The organism is Pseudomonas capsici (assembly GCF_017165765.1).
Classification (GTDB): domain Bacteria; phylum Pseudomonadota; class Gammaproteobacteria; order Pseudomonadales; family Pseudomonadaceae; genus Aquipseudomonas; species Aquipseudomonas capsici.
In genome coordinates, this window is sequence record NZ_JAFGZD010000007.1 from 290187 (window position 1) to 311392 (window position 21206).

Here is a 21206-nt window from a genome sequence, read left to right on the forward strand (position 1 = left end):
AAGCGCCTGAAACTGGCTGTTGCGGCCAAGGCCCCTCACACGGATGTGACTTAACAATCATCACATACGCAGCAGGACTTTCCAGGCGCGGCTCTGGAATACGGTCAATGCCTGATGGACGCGAGCGTCGAGCACTTCGTCGCTGATGTCCTGATGGGCCAGTTGCTCAAGCTTGTTCAACTCGCCATACAGACGATCCAGTTCCGGCAGGTCCAGTGCGCCACGTGCCCAGTGCAGCCAGGCCTGGATGCGTTCGATACGTGGCAGTTGCTCGGCCAGGTCTTCGGGTTGCTGCTGATAGCGGCCCAGTTGCAGAGCGGTCGCTTCGTCGGCGAGCAGGCGTGGCAGCCAGCTGGCCAACAGCGCAGCGCCCTGACGATTGCCGCGGTTGTTGCGCTCGGCGGCCCAGCTGCGATTCAGCAGCCAGCGCGACGTGTTCAGCGAGAATTCGCCCCAGCGGGTGTCCAGCAGCTCATCGAGAAATTGCTCGTGAGCCGCGCCGCGTACGTCTTCATCTTCTTGACCGGCCTGTACCAGCGGGCGCCAGTCTTCCAGCAGGGCGTCCAGCGCGGTGCGCAGTTGTGCGGTAGAGGCGCGAGGTGCGGCCTGGCCCAGGCTGCTGGTCAGCGAACGCAGTTCGGCCAGCAATTCGACCCATTCCTGCAGCAGGCGCCAGTGGCCGTTGAAGCGGTATTGCTCGGCCAGACGCTGGCTGCTGCCCAGCAGATGCCAGGCCAGCGCGGCATAGGCGTCGTCCAGCGGTGTTTCGGCGTCCAGTTTCGGTGCTGGCAGGCTCAGGGAGTAACTGTTGGCATCGAACAGGCGATAGCCGCGCTCGGCCTTGCTGATATCGCAGGGCATCAGCGGCAGGCTGGCGGCCAGTTCGGCAGCCAGTTCCAGAAGTGCGCCAGATTCGCCTTCGCGCAGTTCCAGTTCCAGCTCGCAGATTTCTTCCTTCTGTTTGCCAGCCACGACCTGGCCCAGGTCCAGAGCGGCCTCGATCACGACCTTGGTCTTGCCACGGCCCCAGGAAATTTCCGCCTTTTCACGAATGAAGTCGGTGGTGAACAGTGGCTTGATGGTTTTCTTGTCCAGATCCGCCAGTTGCTCGGGCCAGCAATCGCCTTCGAGTTTTTTCAGGTCCAGTTTGGCCTTGGGCAGATCCCAGTTGAATTCGTTGCGCTCGGACAGGCCGGCCACGCTCTGGCCACGGGTCTTCATGGTCTGGATGAGGCGGTCGCCGTCGCGACGGATGCGCAGCGCCACCTTCGCCTTGGCCAGATCACGTTCCGGGGTATCGAAATACTGGTTCGACAGCTCGATACGCTCCCAGCCACTTTTGTTGCGCTTTTTCAGCAAGGGGTGCTCGCGCAGTGCAACGAGGGTCTCGCGGCTGACGCGGAGTTTGATTTCTGTTTCTTTTTGCATGGCCGGGAAGTCCAAACGCTGATGCTGATGACGGGAGCACAGCCAATGATTGATGGCTGCTGAGGGCGGCAGTGTACAGGACATGGCCCGTAACGGTTTATTCCGCAGGCGCTATGGCCCTATGATGGTCCGTGTTCCGTCCCGATTACAGGAAGCATACATGCCCTTGCCGTCCATGAAAGATCAGTTCGCCGCATTGATTGCCGTGCCCTCGGTGAGTTGCACTCAACCTTCGCTGGATCAGTCCAACCGTGCGGTGATCGATCTGTTGGCGGGGTGGCTGGGCGATCTGGGGTTTGCCTGCGATATCCAGCAGGTTTCGCCGGGCAAGTTCAACCTGCTGGCCACTTATGGCTCTGGCCCCGGCGGACTGGTGCTGGCCGGACACAGCGATACTGTGCCCTTCGATGAGGCATTATGGAAAACCGATCCGCTGAAACTGACCGAAGTCGATGGTCGTTGGGTCGGACTGGGCAGTTGCGACATGAAAGGTTTTTTCGCGCTGATTATCGAGGCCGTGCGCGGTCTGCTCGATCAGCCGTTCAAGCAGCCGCTGCTGATTCTTGCCACTTGCGACGAAGAAAGCTCGATGGCTGGAGCGCGGGCCCTGGCCGAGGCCGGGCGGCCGCTGGGGCGTGCAGCGGTGATTGGCGAGCCGACCGGGCTCAGGCCGATTCGCCTGCACAAGGGCGTGATGATGGAGCGTATCGATATTCTCGGGCGCAGCGGCCATTCCTCTGACCCAAGCCTGGGGCACAGCGCGCTGGAAGCCATGCATGACGCCATCGGCGAGCTCAAGAGCCTGCGTCAGCAATGGCAGCGCGAATACCGCAACCCGCAGTTCAGCGTGCCGCAGCCGACCATGAACTTCGGTTGCATTCATGGTGGCGATAACCCGAACCGGATTTGCGGCCAGTGTTCGCTGGAGTTCGACCTGCGCCCGTTGCCAGGCATGGACCCCGATGCGCTGCGCGCCGCCATCCGGCAAAAACTGCAACCGCTGGCCGAGCTGCATCAGGTGCAGATCGATTACGCACCCTTGTTCCCGGAGTGTGCGCCGTTCGAGCAGGCAGCGGATGCGGAACTGGTTCGCATTGCGGAGCGTCTGACAGGTCATACGGCGGCAGCAGTAGCATTTGGCACCGAAGCACCTTATCTTCAGCGCCTTGGCTGCGAGACACTGGTTCTGGGCCCGGGCGACATCGCCTGCGCGCATCAGCCGGGTGAGTACCTTGAAATGTCACGTCTGGAGCCTACAGTGCTTCTGTTGCGTCAGTTGATCCAGCATTATTGCCTGAGCCCCCGCTAAGCCGGGCCAGACAGAACCCGATAAAGAAGGAGATTGCGCGTGTTGCCAAGCCTGTTCCGACGATAACCACCACAGCGTTGTGCGTGTTTCTGTCTTTCGTCCATTTTTTTACAGGCTCTTTCGGTTATGCCCGATTACGTTAACTGGCTTCGTCACGCGTCTCCTTATATCAATGCTCACCGCGACTGCACCTTTGTCGTCATGCTGCCCGGCGATGGTGTCGCGCACCCCAATTTCGGCAATATCGTCCACGACCTGGTGCTGCTGCACAGCCTGGGCGTGCGGCTGGTGCTGGTCCATGGTTCGCGTCCGCAGATCGAAAGCCGTCTGGCCCAGCGCGGCCTGACACCGCGTTTCCACCGCGACATGCGCGTGACGGATGCCGAAACGCTGGAGTGCGTGATCGATGCCGTGGGGCAACTGCGCATTTCCATCGAAGCGCGCCTGTCCATGGACATGGCAGCTTCGCCGATGCAGGGCTCGCGCCTGCGGGTGACCAGCGGCAACGTTGTCACGGCCCGTCCTATCGGCGTGCTTGAGGGGGTCGATTATCAGCACACCGGCGAGGTGCGCCGTGTCGACCGCAAAGGCATCAACCGCCTGCTGGACGAGCGTCATATCGTGCTGCTCTCGCCATTGGGCTATTCGCCGACGGGCGAGATCTTCAACCTCGCCTGCGAAGATGTCGCGACCCGTGCGGCCATCGACCTTGCTGCTGACAAACTGCTGTTGTTCGGCGCCGAAACTGGTCTGCTGGATGAGCAGGGGCGTCTGGTGCGTGAACTGCGTCCTCAGCAAGTGCCTGCGCACCTGCTGCGTCTGGGCAACAACTATCAGGCCGAACTGCTGGACGCTGCCGCCGAAGCCTGTCGCGGCGGTGTGGGCCGCAGCCACATCGTCAGCTATGCCGAAGACGGCGCGCTGCTGAACGAACTGTTCACCCGTGATGGTGGCGGTACGCTGGTTGCGCAAGAGCAGTTCGAGCTGGTGCGTGAGGCGGCCATCGAAGACGTGGGCGGCCTGATGGACCTGATCACGCCGCTGGAGGAGCAGGGGATTCTGGTGCGTCGTTCACGGGAAGTGCTGGAGCGCGAGATTCAGCAGTTCAGCGTGGTCGAGCGCGAAGGCCTGATCATTGCCTGCGCGGCGCTCTACCCGATTGCCGACTCCGAGGCCGGTGAACTGGCGTGTCTGGCGGTCAACCCGGAGTATCGCCACGGCGGTCGCGGAGACGAGCTGCTGGAGCGTATCGAAAACCGTGCCAGGGCCTTGGGCTTGAAGACGCTGTTCGTGCTCACCACCCGCACCGCGCACTGGTTCCGCGAGCGCGGCTTTGAACCGAGCAGCGTCGACCGTCTGCCCAGCGCACGGGCGTCGCTTTACAACTATCAGCGTAATTCGAAGATCTTCGAGAAGGCGATCTGATTGCTTGCGAACGAACCCGCTTCGGCGCGATGCCGGAGCGGGTCCAGCGCCTAATACCCCTGCCCACGATCCACTTGCCCCTCCATCGACTCGCCCCGCTCGAACCGGCGAATGTTTTCCAGCAAGCCTGCAAATGCGCTTTCCGGTTGGGTCATGGCGGCGATATGGGGTGTCAGCAGAATTTTCGGATGTTTCCAGAACGGGTGATCGCTGGCGGCTGGTTCCTTTTGCAGCACATCCAGCACGGCGGCGCTGAGCTGGCCGCTGTCCAGTGCGGCCAACAGGTCGTCTTCCACCAGATGCCTACCACGTCCCATATTGATCAACGCCGCGCCTTTGGGCAGGTGCTTGAAGAGTTCGCGATCAAGAATGCCTTCGGTCTGTTCGGTCAGGGGCAGCACGCACAGCAGAATGTCGCACTGCGCCAGGAAAACGGGCAGTTGTTCGGGACCTGCATGGCATTCGACGCCTTCGATGCGATGTTCACTGCGCGCCCAACCCGACAAGGCAAAGCCGAACCCTTTCAGGCTCGCGAGAATATGCTGCGCCTGCAAGCCGAGCCCCATGACGCCGATGCGCCGTGTATGGGCAGGAATCAGTGGATGAGCCTGCCAGCGGCCTTCGATCTGCTGCTGACGATAGCGCAGCATTTCCCGATGCAGGGTCAGTACGGCGAAGCAGGCGTATTCGCACATGCCGTGGCTGATGCCGGGGTCCAGCAAGCGCACCACCGGCAATGATTTCGGGATGCGGCTCAGGTCCAGTTGATCGACACCCGCCGACAGTGCAAACAGAACCTTGAGGTTGGGAAGCACCTGCTCCAGGTTATCGGGGGCCAGCCAGGCGGCCAGGTAGTGGATGTCCTGCGGGTCGCCGATGTCAGGCCATGCGCGCCACTCGATATCGGGAGCGTGCTCGGCGAACAAGGCTCTCCAGCGCTCGCTGCGGGCAGGATCGGCTTTATAGAGCAGAGCGGGCATGGGCATTTCCTGAGCGTGAAAGAGGGCCTTCATCATGCCTCAAGGCTGGAGCAGGATCTGTTGAAAGAGCCTGCGCAAAAGTGCGTTGCGGCCTGTAAACAGAGCGTTGTGCAGCAGATTGCATGGCCAGAAGGAATCTGCCGTTTGCAAGGGTGAAAACAGTGGATCTGGGCATCTGGAGGGGCAAGTTCGGCGTAGATCGTTTCGCTGAACGCTTACCCTGAACAGCATCGCAATCACATGCCGATTGCCCGGCCCACTACAGGTAAAGCCATGAACAGCAAAGTCGACGAAACACCTCATCTGCTCCGTCAGCGCGATCAGTTCGTACCCCGTGGCGTGGTCACTGCTCACCCGTTGGTCATCGATCGTGCGCAGGGTTCCGAATTGTGGGATGTCGATGGCAAGCGCTATCTGGACTTCGTCGGCGGCATCGGTGTGTTGAACATCGGTCACAATCACCCGAATGTCGTCAAGGCCTTGCAGGGACAGCTGGAAAAGGTCACCCATGCCTGCTTTCAGGTGGTTGCCTACCAGCCCTATCTGGATTTGGCCAAGCGCTTGAGTAACCTGGTGGCCGGTGACAGCGGTATCGACCACAAGGCGGTGTTTTTCACCTCCGGTGCCGAAGCGGTCGAGAACGCGGTGAAGATTGCCCGCGCTCATACCAATCGTCCGGCGATCATTTCGTTTCGTGGCGGCTTTCACGGTCGTACCTTGCTGGGCACGACCCTGACCGGCATGAGCCAGCCTTACAAGCAGAATTTCGGGCCGCTGGCTCCTGAAGTTTTCCACACCCCTTATCCCAACGAATACCGTGGCGTTACCGGTGAAATGGCCCTGGCCGCGCTGCATGAACTGCTGGCCACGCAAGTTGCGCCGGATCGTGTGGCGGCCATCATCATCGAGCCTGTGCAAGGCGATGGCGGTTTTCTGGCCGCACCCGTGGAATTCCTCAAAGCGCTGCGGGCCTTGACCGAACAGCATGGCATTGTCCTGATTCTCGATGAAATCCAGACCGGCTTTGGTCGGACTGGCACATGGTTCGGTTTCCAGCACGCAGGCATTCAGCCGGATCTGGTGACGGTTGCCAAAAGCCTGGCTGGCGGTCTGCCGCTGTCGGGTGTTGTCGGGCGTGCGGGGATCATGGATGCACCGCTTCCGGGCGGGCTGGGCGGCACCTATGGTGGCAATGCTCTGGCCTGCGCCGCAGCCCTGGCGGTGATCGATACCTATGAACAGGAAAAACTGCCGGAGCGCGGTGAGCAACTGGGCCAATACCTGCGTGCCGGCTTGCTCAGGCTTCAGTCCCGCTATTCCTGCATCGGGGACGTTCGTGGCCCCGGTTTCATGCTGGCGATGGAGATCGTCAAGGACGATGCTGCGCGCAGCCCGGATGCGGACCTCAATCAGCGACTGATCGACCAGGCCCGTCTCGGCGGCCTGCTGGTGATCAAATGCGGTGTCTATCGCAACGTGCTGCGCTTCCTGGCACCTCTGGTAACGACCGAAGAACAGATCGACGAAGCCCTGACCATCCTCGACGGGGCCTTGGCACGAGTATTGAAGTCTTAGTCGTCGCTCAAGCCCGGCCACGCAGTGTGAACAACTGCGTGGCCGTGGGTACTGAATGTTTAATGGAGGCTTGACCTGTCATGGCGCTGACTGATTACCGGGCACTGTTGATCGACTGCGATGAAGTTCTGGTGGACCGCGATTCCGGTGTCTGGGCGGCGTTGCAGCCATTGCTGGAACACAGCACGGACAAGCCCGACAGGGAACAGGTGCTGGCGGCATTTGCAGAGGCCGTAAGTGCGCTGTATCCGCGTTTCGGCGAACTGGGTTTCAGTGGTCTGCTGTGTTTTGCCCATCGACAACTGGCCGAGCGTTTCGGTGCCAGGGTTACATGGGAAGAGGGCATGGCTTTCGCGCGTTCGGTGGATACCTGGACGCTGTTCGAGGATGCGCCGGGTGCCATGCTGTACCTGCGCAAGTTTTACCGGCTGCTGGTCTATGCCGACCGCGACGCTCAGGATCGCAATGCCCTGTGCGAGCGTCTCGGGCTGGACCCCGACAGCCTGTTGTCGCTGACCACGCACCCGCTGGACGATACAACCTGGCTGGCCGAAATGGATCTGCATCCGAATGAAACCCTGCTGGTGTCCCGACCACCTGCAGCGGCGCTGGGCAATGGTGGCCTGTGCCTGATCCGCCGTGATCGTGCCGAGCATCGTCAGCCTTGCCCGGCTGATCTGTGTATCAACAGCATGGCCGATCTGGTGGCGCAGCATCAGTTGTCTTTAAGGCGCTGATTTTGCTAGAAGAGAGCTTTGGTGAACGGCAATGAAGAGGTAGCTGATGGAAGGCCTGGTCAAACTGGATCGCATTGATATCAATATCCTGGTCGAGCTTCAGAAAGACGGTCGCATGACCAACGTCAGCCTCGCAGATGCCGTAGGCCTGTCGGCCAGTCCTTGCCTGCAACGGGTCAAGCGTCTGGAGGCGGCCGGTTATATCTCCAGCTACAAGGCTCACCTGAACCTCGCGAAGATCACCGAATCGGTCACGGTATTCACCGAAATCTCCCTCAGCGACCACAAGCGCGAAGACTTTGCCAAGTTCGAGGCCAATATCCGGCACGTGGACGAAGTGCTCGAATGCCACCTCATCAGCGGCGGCTACGACTATCTGGTGCGCTTCATGACCCGCAGCATCCAGCACTATCAGGAGGTGATCGAGGAGTTACTGGACAAGAACATCGGCATCTCCAAGTACTTCAGCTACATCGTCATCAAATCGCCGGTCATGAAGGACGGTGTGCCTTTACGCAAGCTTTTGCGTCATTGATGGCCAAAGGCCAATAACGAGTTGCGCAAAGTCACCGATTTGACACATTCTGTTGCGTGTCATCTAGTCGTCCTATGACTTGGCCGGGCTTTTGCTGGGCCATGATGCTTGCCGTGTGCTATCTGGTCTCTAATAAGGAAGTGTTTGATGCCTTCAGCTCCTCGTTTTCTTGAGCATTACCGCAAGGCCGATCGCATCATGCTTGGTCTGATCTGGCTGCTGTTTGTGTATTCGATCGGGTTGGCGTTCTGGCACGACACTTTTGCCCAGGCACTGCTGGTAGGTGGTGGCACCGCCTTGGTGCTGACTGCACTGTATCGAGCCATCGGCGGTAGCCGATTGATGCGCTGCTGCTTTGGTGTAGGGCTGATGCTCATGGCGGCACTGCATATCAATCAGGCTCAGGGAGTGGTGGAAATCCACTTCGGCATCTTTGTATTCCTGGCCGTACTGACCTTCTATCGCGACTGGCTGCCGATTCTGGTTGCAGCGGCCGTGATTGCCGTGCATCACGTTGTGTTCCACGCCCTGCAACACTCGGGTTTCCCGGTGTATGTCATGCACCATGCCGGTGGCTGGGGCATGGTGATGGTGCATGCCGTCTATGTGGTGGTGGAGACGGCGATCCTCATGTACCTCGCTGTCCAGAACCAGGCCGAGGCCGTCGAGAATCAGGACATGCTCGATAAAATGCTCGCCACGGCCTCGCAGCTCACCACCGATGCGCGGGTTGATGAGCGGGCAGGCAAGCATGTTTCCCTGACTCAGCGTTTCGAGAGCTTTCTGGCGCAGATCACCGGGCTGGTCGATGGCGTGGTGCGCGACACCCGCGGCCTTGGCGAGCTGGGTCATGACCTGGCCAGGGCCAGTGGCACGCTGGAAACCGGTGCCCGCCATCAGCTGAATGAAATTTCCCGCATGACCGACGCCATGCAGCGCATGGGCGATGCGATGAACGACATTTCCGGGCATGTGGCGCAAGCCGTACAGCGTGCCGGCGATGCCAGCGAACAGGTTGCCCACGGACGTGAAAGCGTCGATCGGGCGCAAAGTGAAATCACCCTGCTGGCCGAGCGCATCAATACCACCGATGAAACCGTGCAGGCGCTTGCCGAGCAGTCGGAGCAGATCGGCAAGGTGCTGGACGTGATCGGCAGCATCGCCGAGCAGACCAACCTGCTGGCGCTCAACGCCGCCATCGAGGCCGCCCGGGCGGGCGAACAGGGTCGCGGCTTTGCTGTGGTGGCCGATGAAGTGCGCAATCTGGCTCAGCGCACGGCTTCGTCCACTCGGGAAATCCAGGGCGTCATCCACGGCCTGCAACAAGGCAGCCGTGAGGCTGCGGCGGCCATGCTCGACAGCCGCGAAGGCGTCGGTCGCTGCGTCGAGAACAGCCAGCGTGCCTCCGAATCGCTGCGTGCCGTGGGCACCGGGATTGGCCAGATCACCCAGCTCAATGGTCTGATCGCTACCACCACCGACGAACAGTCCACCGCAAGCCGCGAAATCGCCGAGCAACTGCGCTCGGTGCAAGGCATCGCCGAAGACACCGCTGCCAATATCGACGTGCTGGCGCAGAGCAGTCAGCGCCTGCCACCGCTGGCCATGCGGCTTGAGGCGCTGGGCAAGACCTTCAACCGATAGATTTCACGCGAAGACCAGTCCCGATGACTGCAGCAGTTCCTGGGTATAGGGCTGCTGCGGCCTGGCGAAGATCTCCCTTGAAGGGCCTTGCTCGACCACCTTGCCGTCCTTGATGACGATCAGGTCATGCGCCAGCGCATGAACCACTGCCAGGTCATGGCTGATGAACAGGTAAGTCAGGCCGTGGCGAATCTGCAGGTCGCGCAGCAGGGCGACGATCTGTTTCTGCACCGTGCGGTCCAGTGCCGAGGTGGGTTCGTCCAGCAGAATCAGCTCCGGCTCAAGCACCAGCGCCCGGGCAATCGAGATGCGCTGGCGCTGACCGCCGGAAAACTCATGGGGGTAACGATGGCGGGTGGCCGGGTCGAGTCCGACTTCCTGTAGAACCCGGATGACGGTCTGCTCGCGTTCCTCGGCAGTGCCGATCCTGTGGGTGACCAAGCCTTCGGCAATGATCTGTTGCACGGTCATGCGTGGGCTGAGGCTGCCGAACGGATCTTGAAAGACCACTTGCAACTGGCGCCGCAAGGGGCGCATCAGGTGCTGACTATGCAGGCTCAATTCCTTGGTGCCGAAGCGGATGCTGCCTTCGGAATCGACCAGGCGCAGGATCGCCTGGCCCAGGGTCGATTTGCCCGAACCGGACTCGCCGACGATGCCCAGCGTCTTGCCCTTGAGCAGTTCAAAACTCACCCCGTCCACAGCCTTGATGTAGCGAGGGTCGCGTTTGAACCAGCCCTTGCTCAACGGGAACCAGACTTTCAGGTCCTGTACCGACAGCAGGGTGTTCCTATGGCTGGAAGGCACCGGCTCGCCGTCAGGCTCGGCGTTGATCAACAGGCGACTGTAAGGGTGCTGCGGATGGTCGAACAGGGTCTGGCAGTCAGCCTGCTCGACGATCTGTCCTTCACGCATCACACAGACCCGCTGGGCTATGCGGCGGACCAGATTGAGGTCGTGGCTGATGAGCAGCAATGACATGCCCAGGCGCTGTTGCAGGGACTTGAGCAGTTCGAGGATCTTCACCTGCACCGTCACATCCAGCGCCGTGGTGGGCTCATCGGCAATCAGCAGGTCAGGCTCGTTGGCCAGCGCCATGGCGATCATGATGCGTTGCCGCTGACCGCCGGAAAGCTGATGAGGGTAAGCCTTGAGGCGTGCGAGCGGGTCACGGATGCCCACCAGGTCCAGCAGTTCAAGCGTCCGGTCCCGGGCGGCCTTGCCCTTGAGGCCCTTGTGGGTGATCAGGATTTCGCCAATCTGTTTCTCGACCGTATGCAGCGGGTTCAACGAGCTCATGGGCTCTTGAAAGATCATCGCCACCCGGTTGCCGCGCAGGCTGCGCAACTGCTTGTCGCTGGCACTCACCAGGTCCACGCCGTTGTAGCGGATCGTACCCTGGGTGCTGACGGTCTTTGCCGGCAGCAGGCGCAGGATCGAGTGGGCCGTGACGGATTTGCCCGAGCCTGATTCACCCACCAGCGCCAGGCATTCGCCGCGCCGGATATCGAGGCTGACACCATGCACCACTTCGTGGCCGTTGAAGGCGACACGCAGGTCGCGTATTTCAATCAGGGTCTCTTGCATGTCAGCTCCGGGGGTCGAAAGCGTCGCGGCAGGCTTCGCCGATGAACACCAACAGGGAAAGAATCAGCGCCAGTACCACAAAGGCGGTCAGCCCCAGCCAGGGGGCTTGCAGATTGCGCTTGGCTTCACCGATCAGTTCACCCAGCGAGGCGCTGCCGGCGGGCATGCCGAAGCCGAGAAAATCCAGCGCGGTCAGGGTGGCGATGGCACCCGTGACGATGAAGGGCAGATAGGTCAGGGTGCTGGTCATGGCGTTGGGCAGGATGTGCCGCCACATCAGCGCGGTATCGGTCAGGCCCAGGGCACGTGCCGCCTTGACGTATTCCAGGCTGCGACCGCGCAGGAATTCGGCCCGTACCACATCCACCAGCGCCAGCCAGGAAAACAACGCCATGATGCCCAGCAACCACCAGAAATTCGGTGAAACGAAGCCGGACAGAATGATCAGCAGATACAGCACAGGCAAACCGGACCAGATTTCCTGAATCCGCTGGCCGATCAGGTCGGTCATGCCGCCGTAGTAGCCCTGGATCGCGCCGGCACAGACCCCGATCACGGTACTGATCGCAGTCAGCAGTAGAGCGAAGAGGATGGAAATCCGCGCACCGAACAACACCCGCGCCAGCACATCCCGGGCCTGCTCGTCGGTGCCCAGCCAGTTGTGGCTGCTTGGCGGGCTGGGCGATGGGGCTTGCAGGTCGTAGTTGATGGTGTCGTAGCTGAAAGGGATCGGCGCAAACAGCATCCAGCCGTTTTTGGCGGAGATCAGTTGGCGGACGTAGTCGCTGGAATAGTCCGGCTCGAAGGGCAGTTCGCCACCGAAGTCGGTTTCCATGTAGGTGTGCAGGGCAGGGTAATACAGCGTGCCTTCGTAGCTCAGCACCAGTGGCTTGTCGTTGGCGATCAGCTCGCCACACAGACAGACCAGCATCAGCGCGAGGAAGATCCACAGCGACCACCAGCCCCGCCGGTTGGCCTTGAACAGCGCCATGCGCCGTTTGCTCTGGGGAGAAAACTCGAACATCAGGCGCTCCTCGCGGAAAAATCGATGCGCGGGTCGACCAGCGTGTAGCACAGGTCGCCCACCAGCTTGATCAGCAGGCCGAACAGCGTGAACAGAAACAACGTGCCGAACACCACCGGATAGTCCCGCGATACCGCCGCCTCGTAGCTCATGCGCCCCAGCCCGTCGAGGCCGAAGATGGTTTCGATCAGCAGGGAGCCGGCGAAAAACACCTCGATCAAGGTCTGCGGAATTCCGGCGACCACCAGCAGCATGGCGTTGCGGAACACATGGCCATACAGAACCCGGTGCTCCGTGAGACCCTTGGCTCGTGCCGTGACCACATACTGGCGGCTGATCTCGTTGAGAAAGCTGTTCTTGGTGAGGATGGTCAGCGTGGCAAAACCGCCGATCACCAGAGCACTGACCGGCAGCACCAGATGCCAGAGGTAGTCCTTGACCTTGCCCCAGGTACTGAGGCTGTCGAAGTTGTCCGAGAGCAGGCCTTGCGCCGGAAACCAACTGAGGTAGCTGCCCCCGGCAAAAACCACGATCAGCAGAATGGCGAACAGAAACGCGGGCGTGGCATAGCCGATGATGACCAGCGTGCTGCTCCAGACATCGAATGCACTGCCATGCCGCACGGCCTTGCGGATGCCCAGCGGTATTGATATCAGATAGGTGATCAGCGTTGCCCACAGGCCGAGGGACAGCGACACCGGCAGTTTCTGGGCAATCAGTTCCGTCACTTCGGCACCACGAAAGAAGCTGGTGCCGAAATCCAGCTGTGCATAATTCTTGAGCATCAGCCACAGACGTTCGTGCATGGGCTTGTCGAAGCCGTAATGCTCTTTGATCGCCTCGATCAGTGCCGGGTCCAGCCCGCGAGTGCTGCGGCTTGCCGTGCCGGAGGCCGCCACTTCGCCGCCGCCACCGCCGACCCCGTTGGGACTGAAGCCCTGAATGCGGGCGATGGCCTGTTCGACCGGGCCGCCGGGGGCCGCCTGTACGATCAGGAAGTTCACAATCAGGATGGCCAGCAGCGTGGGGATGATCAGCAGCAGGCGTCGAATCATATAAGCCAGCATGTTACGGCTCCTTCGCGGCGGTGGTCTTGCCTGTCAGGGCCGAAGCCTGGGCATTGGTCAGTGCTGTCGGGCTGATCTGCCACCAGGTTTCCAGGCCAATGTCGTAGACGGGCTCGATCTCGGGCCGGCCAAAACGATTGGCGAACACCAGCGGCGTTCCCTTGGAGTAGTAGTTGGGAATCATGTAGTAGCCCCATTGCAGGACCCGATCCAGGGCGCGGGCATAAAGCACCATGTCCTGACGACTGTTGGCGGCGACCAGGCCGTCGATCAACCTGTCCACAGCGGGGTTGCGCAAGACCATGGCGTTGGAACTGCCCACTTGTGTGGCGCTTTGCGAGCCAAACAGGTTGTACAGTTCACGGCCCGGGGAAATCAGCGGATTGCCGTTTTTCGGCAGGCTGACCACGATCATGTCGTAGTCCCGGGCGTTGAGCCGGTTGATGTACTGCGCCGAATCGATGCGCATGAAATTCAGGGTGATGCCGATCTGCGCCAGCGTTCGTTTGAACGGCAATATCAACCGGTCGAAGCCGCCCTGGCCGTCGAGAAAACTGAAGGTCAGCGGTTCGCCCGCTGCGTTGACCAGCTTGTTGTTGCGCGGATGCCAGCCCGCCTCGGCCAGCAGCGTCAGGGCCTGTAACTGTTTGTCGCGGATATAGCCGCTGCCGTCGGTGCTGGGCGGCTGGTAGACCTGCGTGAATACCTCATCCGGGACCTGGCCGCGCAGGGGCTCGAGAATCTTCAGTTCGGCTGCGTCCGGCAATTGCGTGGCGGCCATCTCGCTCTTGGGGAAGTAGCTCTGTTCACGCACGTAGAAACTGCGCATGACCCTACGATTCAGCCACTCGAAGTCCCACAGCAGCGATAACGCCTCGCGCACCCGCCGATCCTGAAAGACGGGGTTGTCCAGATTGAAGACAAAGCCTTGTGCCGAAACGGGGCGTTGCCGGGCCAGAATGTGTTTTTGCAGGCGTCCGTCGTCGATGGCCGGGCCGCTGTAGCCGACGGTGTAGCCCGCCGATGAGAACTCCCGGTTGTAGTCGAAGGCTCCGGCCTGCAGCAGTTGCCGGGCGATTTCCGTGTCGCCGTAGAAATTCACGGTCAGGGTGTCGAAGTTATACAGCCCGCGGCTGACCGGCAGGTCTTTGGCCCACCAGTCCTTGACCCGCTCAAAGACCACACTGCGTCCGGCGTCGACTTTCGCGACCCGGTAAGGCCCGTTGCCCAGCGGTGCCTCGAAACCTCCGCCGTTGGCAAAGTCCCTGTTCTTCCACCAGTGTTCGGGAAGGATGCGCATGCTGGCGATATCCAGGGCCAGCAGGCGGTTGAGGTTGTTCTTGAAGTCGAAGCGAATCTGTAGCGGTCCTTCCATGACCACATCCTTGACGTCCGCATACATGGGCCGGTAGCTGAAGCTGGCCTTGGTGGTCATCAGTTCAAAGGTGTAGCGCACATCACTGGCGGTGACGGGTGTGCCGTCTTCGAAGCGAGCCTTGGGGTTGATGAAAAAACGAATCCAGAGGCCGTTGGGGTCCATTTCCATTTTTTCCGCGATCAGGCCGTACACCGTGTAGGGCTCATCCAGTGAGCGATAGGCCAGCGGGGAATAGACCCAGGTGTCGAGTTGAACCACGTTGATGCCTTGATCGACATACGGGTTCAGGTAATTGAACTGGCCGATTTCTTCGGCCGAGCGTGTCAGCGAGCCGCCCTTGGGGGCGTCCGGGTTGACGTAAGCGAAGTGCTGAAAGCCCACAGGGTATTTCGGGGCTTCGCCATAGACCGTCAAGGCGTGGGTCGGCGCGGCCAGCAGTGCCTGCCCATAACCGTACAGAGCAACGCCCAGCAGCAGGCGCCTTAGAAAACGGGAGGTACGCAACATGATGGGGCTGTCCTTGTACGCACTGAATACTCATGCACTGCGAAAAAAACCTCCGGCCGGGGAAGGTGGATGAAACCTGTAGGGCCGGAGGGGCGAAGCGCAACTCAAGGCGTGGCTCACGGAGCGGGTATGAGCCACGCCATCACCTCAGAAGTGATAGGTCATGCGGGCGAACAGCGTGCGGCCCAGCGGATCGGCATAGCGCGGGTCGTAGCCGGACTGGAAGTTGTAGGCCTGATTGGAGAATGGCGGATCGCGGTCGAACAGGTTGCGGATCCCGGCGTCCACATCCAGCACCTTGTCGAAGGTATGCCCGACCGAAAGGTCCCAGAGCGTATACGACGCCACCCGGGCGTTGGTGGTGCGGTCATAGTCGTTGTAACCGCTGGTGAAGCGGTTGGTGAGGGACGCGCGGCTGTTGCCCAGCGACCATGTACCGGTCAGGACATGTTTCCAGCGCGAGATCACGCCATCGCCCTGGAAGTCCCCGACCTTGTCGGTGTAAGGGCCGTCGATGATGTTCTGGTAGTCGTAGCGGGTCACATAGGTGCCGGTCATGCCCAGGCCGAACTGGCCGTACGGCGTGTTCGGGAAGCGATAGTCCAGGGTGACGTCCACACCATTGGTCTTGACGATGCCCAGGTTCGCGTTGCCGGTCACGATATTGGCGATCGAACCATCCGGGTTGCGGATGAAGCGGTCGGCGTAGGTGGTAGGGTCGTCGAAGACGGTCGATTCAGGGAACGACTGAATCTGGTTGGAGATGTGAATCCACCAGAAATCCAGGCCCATGGAAAGGTTGCTGACCGGCTGGTAGACGAAGCCCAGTGTCACGTTGCGGGCCTTTTCGGGAGCCAGCTCGGTATTGCCGCCACTGTTGTTGAGAAACTGCTGATTGCAATCGCGTCCGGCATTACCGCCAGGCTGCACGGTACCGCCTGCGCACAGGGTCGGGTCGTTGTAGTAACCCTGGGTGAAGCTCAGGCTGCGCGGCGCATAAAGCTCATACAGAGAAGGCGCGCGGAAGCCCTCGCTGTAGGCGCCTCTGACCACCAGTTGCTTGAACGGCTGGAAGCGGAACGAGTATTTGGGGTTGGTCGTGCTGCCGAAGTCGCTGTATTTGTCGTGACGAATGGCAGCGCTCAGTTCCAGGCTGTCGAGGACCGGAACGTTCAATTCGGCGTATTGGGCCTTTACGCTGCGGTCGCCCGACACACTGCCGGCCGCGTCGGCCCCCAGGCTGCTGACGTCATTGACGAAGGCTTCGTACTCCTGATGCATTTTCTCCTTGCGGTATTCGCCGCCCAGCGCCAGGCCGGCCGGTCCGGCACCAAACCAGTCACCGATTTCCCGGCTGATACGGGCGTCGATACCGACCACCCGGCCCACGGCGCTTGAGTACTGGCCATGGTATTCGTTGGCATCGATCAATGCCTGGCCTGCCGCGGTCTGCGGACCGAATGGGTTGATGATGCCGTTGGCCAGACCGGCGATCATGGCCGCATCGCTGATATAGCCGTTGGTGAGTGAGGAAATGACCTTGTTCTGGTTGTATGACGCGCCGACGCTGTAGTCCCAGCCGCTGACCATGCCATCGAAGCTCAGCAGAAAGCGCTGGCTGGTGTTCTGGTCGCTGGAACCCCGTGGCCCGGCTGCGGTTTCCCGCCATGCGGTATCGATGGGCTGTGTCGGGTCGAGCACGAAACTGGTCGGCAAGGGCGTGATGCCGTTGCCGGGGTAGTAGGGCGACGAAGCATCCAGCGAGAGGCCGGTCAGGGGCGCTGGACCGATGTCGGTGTGGTTATTGTTGCGGGCCCAGAAGTATTCCAGGTTGACGTTGTGGTCGTCCGCCAGCTTGCCGGTGGCCTTGCCGAAAAAGGAAGTTTTCTCGGTCTGTGGAATCAGGTCGATGTATTCGCGGGTGCTGAACCGGCAGATGCCGTTGCTGGCGATCAGGCTGGGCCCGTTGCAGTTGCCACCGGCCAGCGGATTCGTGCCATTGTTGCCTTGGTAGTAGTTGCCGGGGAAGGCGGTCCCTGAGGTCTGGTTAAGACCGCGTCCCGGCACATAATCCCTGGCGAATGACCGGTCGTTGGCATCCAGGTTCTGCTGCTTGTTGTAGTTGAAGACGCCCATGACATTGAAGCGGTCTTCTTCAAGGTCACCGAAGCCCCAACTGGCGCTCATGTCCTTGGTGGCCCCGCCGCCACTGTTGGTGGGGGTTTCGCCGCCCAGGCTCAAGGTGCCGTCGGTCATGGACTTCTTGGTGATGAAGTTGATGACCCCGCCGATGGCATCAGTGCCGTACAGCGCAGAGGCGCCGTCACGCAGCACTTCCACCCGGTCGATGGCAGCAAACGGGATCATGTTCAGGTCGATGGCGCTGCCGTTGGGCGTGCCGACACCCGACAGGGCGTTGTTCGCCAGACGGCGTCCGTTGAGCAGCACCAGCGTCTTGTTGGCGCCAATCCCGCGCATGTCGGCGTAGGACGCGCCGCCCGTTCCGGCACCGACCGAGCCGGCACTGTTGTTGATCGACTGGCTGCCGGTGATGCGCTGGACCATTTCCTGAGTGGTGGTCACGCCCTGTTTCTTCAGGTCATCGGCGCGCAGGATGGTGATGGGCACGGCCGTCTCGGCATCGACCCTGCGGATCGCCGAACCTGTGACTTCGACACGCTGCAACTGGGTCGTGGCGGGCACGACGGCGGCGCTGGAGGAGACGCTTGTACTGCTTGTGTCCGCATCGACGGCATCGGCCGCCTGAGCACCGCTCATGCCCATGGCCAGTGCGCAGAGCAGCGCACGGGGATGGCGCCGTACCGCAATGGCGAGGGGGTTGAGGGTGCAACCGGGAAGATTCATCAGCATGGTAATTTCCGACTTATTCCAGACGTTATTGAAATGGCCTTGTGAGCCCTCTTTTCCCGATGCGGTTGTGCCCATCAGGAGTTTCACTTCTTCCTTTCCGGCAAGCCGCTCCCCTCCAGGGGCTTTGCGGCCCACGGACGAACGTGCTCACGGGAATGCGGTCAACAGGCTTCGCGCGGCGAAGCCCTCATGTCATTTCGATGTCATGACGGATATCTTCGTAATGCCCGATCGCTCGATCGAGGCCATGGCCTTGGCCACCTGGCCATAGTTCACGGCCGTATCGGCCTGCAACTGGACGCGGATTTCCGGGTCTTTGGCCTTCTCGTCCTGCAGGCTTCTTTCCAGCAGTTCGGGGGCAATTTCAGATTTGGCCAGATAGAATTTGCCGTCCTGATCGACGCTGACCACCACCGGGTCTTTCTTTTCGGCCGGTGCCACCGAGTCGGTCTTGGGTAGGTTGACCTTGATCGCATTGGTCATCAGCGGTGTGGTGACGATAAACACCACCAGCAGCACGAGCATCACATCCACCAATGGCGTGACGTTCATTTCGCTGAGCACTTCATCGCTGTCCTGGTTGGAAAAGGCCATTAGCTTGCCTCCCGAACGGAATGGTTGTGGCGGGTGGCGATGGGTTGACGCGTGACGGCGAAGGCGCTGCGCTGGGCGAGCGAATCGAAGTCATGGGCGAAGTCGTCCATGTCGGCCACGGCCAGCTTCAGGCGGCGCAGGAAGAAGTTGTAGATCAGCACCGCTGGCACCGCGACGGCGATCCCGACCCCGGTGGCAACCAGCGCATGGCCGATGGGGCCTGCCACCGCTTCCAGGCTGGCCGAACCGGTGAGACCGATACTTTGCAGCGCCTCCATGATCCCCCAGACCGTACCGAACAGGCCGATGAAAGGTGCGGTGCTGCCGATACTGGCCAGAATCGCCTGGCCGTTTTCCAGTGCCCGGCGTTCTTTCTGAATCTGTTGGCGCAGATTGCGTTCCAGGCGGTCGGAACGGTTGATGGTGTGGGCCAGTTGCTGGGTGGTACGAGGTGCGTCTTCGACCGCCATCGCTTCAAAGCCGCTGTTGGCGATACGGGCCAGTGCGCCCGGATACTGGGAAGCGTGTTCGGCTGCCGTCAGCAGGTCTGGGGCACTCCAGAAAGCCTGGGTGAACTGTTTGTTCTGGGATTTCTGCCTCATGTACTGCGCCGACTTGATCAGCAACAGGGCCCAGCTCAATACGGAAAACAGAATGAGTGCCCAGAGCACGGCCGGGACAATCATGGAAGAAAGCGATGCGTTCATGGTTTACACCTCACCAGCTTGAATAAAGTTGTCGGTTGTTATCCGCCGGATCATTCCGGAAGCTTGAAGTCGATGGTCTGTGTCGCGAAGCCTTCGATAGGCGTGTCACCACGTTTGGCCGGGATGAACTTCCAGTTGCGCACGGCTTCCACGGCGGCTTCGTCCAGAACCGGTTTGCCGCTGGATTGGGTCACCTCGACACTGCCGGCCCGGCCATTGGCCAGAACCTTGATGCGCAGAATCACGCGCCCTTCCCAACTGCGTCGCAACGCCAGGCCCGGGTACTCGGGCGGCGGATTGCCAAGGCTGGCGAGCCCTGAAACGGCTGCACTTTCCTTGACCGGCGCCGCAGGTGCTGGAGGAGCGGGCGAAGGTGTCGGCGGTGCCGGGGTACTCGGGGCACTGGGCGCAGGCGGTGTCGGCGGCGCGGGTGGCCTTGGCTTTTGTACGGGCTCCGGTTTCTTGACCGGCTTGGGTTTTTCAACTTTCGGCTTTTCCACCGGTTTGGGCGGTGGCTTGACCGCGTCCGGGTCCTCAACCGGTTTCTCGGGCTCGGGCTCAGGGGGCGGAGGTGGCGGCGCAGGTGGAGGTGGCTCCGGAGGCGGCGCTTGCGGTGTCGGTGGTGTCGGGCTGGTCAGCTCGATCGTCATTTCCGGAACCTGGGGCGCAACTTCCGGAAGCTCGGCTTTGGCAGTCTGCATGTACCACCAGACCGCACCGTGAATAAGTACCGAAGCGGCAATCAACAAGAAAGCCTGCGGCTTATTCAAACTGCCAGGTCGTGAGTTATTGGTTGTAAACGGAATACTCTGCCATGCCGTGGGAACTTCACCGGGCAATGGATCAGGGACCGATTTCAGGGTTGCCGCATCATTCATTAAAGCTCCCTCGGAATAGTTGAAGGGCAATAAAAGTCCGTTCAAACATTTCGTGAATGTTCAAATACTGGAGGGCTGCACATTTAACAGGCGCACGGTTCCGTGGAGCTGCAAGTCAGGCTCAATCGGATAAAAACGGTTTACGGATTATGAAGATGGCATTGAGCGTCCTTTTTCTTATCGCGTACCTGAAGGTAGCGAGGGTTCCTGAAGGCTAGTTAGCAACCGCTATGCCAGAAACTTTCAGGAAGTGGTCTGTAATGGCTGAAATAGAGCGGATGTCGCATTCATGTAATTTTTTATCGAATCCTCGGAAAATCTGAGTTGTGCCCACTGTTTATCAAGGGGTGAGGCCATCAAGTTGAGGGCGAAAGAATACCCTCTGTTTTTTCAGACGATATCAAAAAGACACCAGTTAAAATCCGGCCGACGGCATGCACCAATGTTGTATGAGTCGAGTCAAGTTGGTGCAGTTAATAATCAAGGGCTCACAGAACATTCTCCCTGGTGAAAGATGAAGTGTTTTTAAAATCTTTATAAAAAGCAGGCAAAGTCCGAGCGCCCACTCTGAAAGAGTGGTGGCTATTTGGAACTAAATGATGGATTGTCGGACGAAATCCACTTTATCTAGTTGAGTAATTATTCTCCTCTGAACCTGCCGATAGACCGCTGATAAAAGAAAGTGTATGAGTCGGAAAATACAAAACGGGAACGTGAATACTCACGTTCTCGGTGCACTAGTGATTCAGGAAAAAGACAGGTCGCTCAGGGCGACAGAAGGTCCATGCAGGGACGGGCTCGGTGGCGGGGCGAGCGGCGGGGTAGAAAAGACAGCGAGCGCTTATAGGGCACGAATGGATCTCCTTATCTGAAGACACACGACTTTTGATCGGGTCTTTGCACTGTTTATGGACGCTGTGGCATCCGGTGACTGCACCGTGGTGCGCGATGGGCGCTTTC

16 protein-coding genes are annotated in these 21206 nt (G+C 60.3%); 6 read left to right on the top strand and 10 right to left on the bottom strand.

Annotated elements, in window-relative coordinates:
• Positions 1–60 precede the first annotated feature (60 nt).
• Positions 61–1428, bottom strand: coding sequence for a CYTH domain-containing protein (locus JSY17_RS12775; protein ID WP_206401852.1), 1368 nt, complete (start codon positions 1426–1428; stop codon positions 61–63).
• A gap of 160 nt (positions 1429–1588) precedes the next feature.
• Between JSY17_RS12775 and argE the strand changes: the two genes are divergently transcribed.
• Together argE and argA are read left to right on the top strand one after the other, a co-directional pair.
• Positions 1589–2737, top strand: coding sequence for an acetylornithine deacetylase (gene argE / locus JSY17_RS12780; RefSeq protein WP_117163681.1), 1149 nt, complete (start codon positions 1589–1591; stop codon positions 2735–2737).
• 126 nt (positions 2738–2863) lie between these two features.
• Positions 2864–4162, top strand: a complete 1299-nt coding sequence (gene argA, locus JSY17_RS12785) for an amino-acid N-acetyltransferase (RefSeq protein WP_117163680.1) — start codon at positions 2864–2866, stop codon at positions 4160–4162.
• A gap of 50 nt (positions 4163–4212) precedes the next feature.
• Here the strand turns inward: argA and JSY17_RS12790 are convergent, their stop codons facing one another.
• A complete protein-coding gene (locus tag JSY17_RS12790) occupies positions 4213–5142 on the bottom strand; it encodes a 2-hydroxyacid dehydrogenase (RefSeq protein ID WP_122372008.1) in 930 nt (309 codons plus the stop codon).
• A 273-nt stretch (positions 5143–5415) separates the two neighbouring features.
• On the opposite strand from JSY17_RS12790, the gene gabT reads away from it, so the two are divergent.
• The 4 genes from gabT (at position 5416) to JSY17_RS12810 (ending at position 9633) form a co-directional block, all read left to right on the top strand.
• Positions 5416–6717: a 4-aminobutyrate--2-oxoglutarate transaminase gene (gene gabT / locus JSY17_RS12795; protein ID WP_206401854.1), complete on the top strand. Its 1302-nt coding sequence runs from the start codon at positions 5416–5418 to the stop codon at positions 6715–6717.
• Positions 6718–6797: 80 nt separating this feature from the next.
• Positions 6798–7454 (top strand): HAD family hydrolase, encoded by a 657-nt coding sequence (locus tag JSY17_RS12800; protein ID WP_117163678.1) that lies wholly within the window; start codon positions 6798–6800, stop codon positions 7452–7454.
• Positions 7455–7500: 46 nt separating this feature from the next.
• A complete protein-coding gene (locus JSY17_RS12805; RefSeq protein ID WP_117163677.1) occupies positions 7501–7989 on the top strand; it encodes an Lrp/AsnC family transcriptional regulator in 489 nt (162 codons plus the stop codon).
• Positions 7990–8136: 147 nt separating this feature from the next.
• Positions 8137–9633 (top strand): methyl-accepting chemotaxis protein, encoded by a 1497-nt coding sequence (locus tag JSY17_RS12810; protein ID WP_200998009.1) that lies wholly within the window; start codon positions 8137–8139, stop codon positions 9631–9633.
• 3 nt (positions 9634–9636) lie between these two features.
• Here the strand turns inward: JSY17_RS12810 and JSY17_RS12815 are convergent, their stop codons facing one another.
• From JSY17_RS12815 to JSY17_RS12850, 8 genes are all read right to left on the bottom strand, one after another.
• Entirely contained in the window at positions 9637–11220 is a 1584-nt protein-coding gene (locus JSY17_RS12815) for an ABC transporter ATP-binding protein (RefSeq protein ID WP_206401855.1), read from the bottom strand.
• A gap of 1 nt (position 11221) precedes the next feature.
• Entirely contained in the window at positions 11222–12244 is a 1023-nt protein-coding gene (locus tag JSY17_RS12820) for an ABC transporter permease (protein ID WP_206401856.1), read from the bottom strand.
• A complete protein-coding gene (locus JSY17_RS12825) occupies positions 12244–13311 on the bottom strand; it encodes a microcin C ABC transporter permease YejB (protein ID WP_206401857.1) in 1068 nt (355 codons plus the stop codon). Before JSY17_RS12825 ends, JSY17_RS12820 begins: the two co-directional genes overlap by 1 nt.
• Before the next feature lies 1 nt (position 13312).
• Positions 13313–15196 (bottom strand): extracellular solute-binding protein, encoded by a 1884-nt coding sequence (locus JSY17_RS12830; RefSeq protein WP_206401858.1) that lies wholly within the window; start codon positions 15194–15196, stop codon positions 13313–13315.
• Positions 15197–15343: 147 nt separating this feature from the next.
• On the bottom strand, positions 15344–18142 hold the full coding sequence (locus JSY17_RS12835) for a TonB-dependent receptor (protein ID WP_404823369.1): 2799 nt from the start codon (positions 18140–18142) through the stop codon (positions 15344–15346).
• Positions 18143–18259: 117 nt separating this feature from the next.
• Positions 18260–18661 (bottom strand): ExbD/TolR family protein, encoded by a 402-nt coding sequence (locus JSY17_RS12840; protein WP_025258035.1) that lies wholly within the window; start codon positions 18659–18661, stop codon positions 18260–18262.
• Positions 18661–19347: a MotA/TolQ/ExbB proton channel family protein gene (locus JSY17_RS12845; RefSeq protein ID WP_038399729.1), complete on the bottom strand. Its 687-nt coding sequence runs from the start codon at positions 19345–19347 to the stop codon at positions 18661–18663. The genes JSY17_RS12840 and JSY17_RS12845 overlap by 1 nt, the downstream gene beginning before the upstream one ends.
• Before the next feature lie 71 nt (positions 19348–19418).
• On the bottom strand, positions 19419–20246 hold the full coding sequence (locus JSY17_RS12850; RefSeq protein WP_206401860.1) for an energy transducer TonB: 828 nt from the start codon (positions 20244–20246) through the stop codon (positions 19419–19421).
• Positions 20247–21206 lie beyond the last annotated feature (960 nt).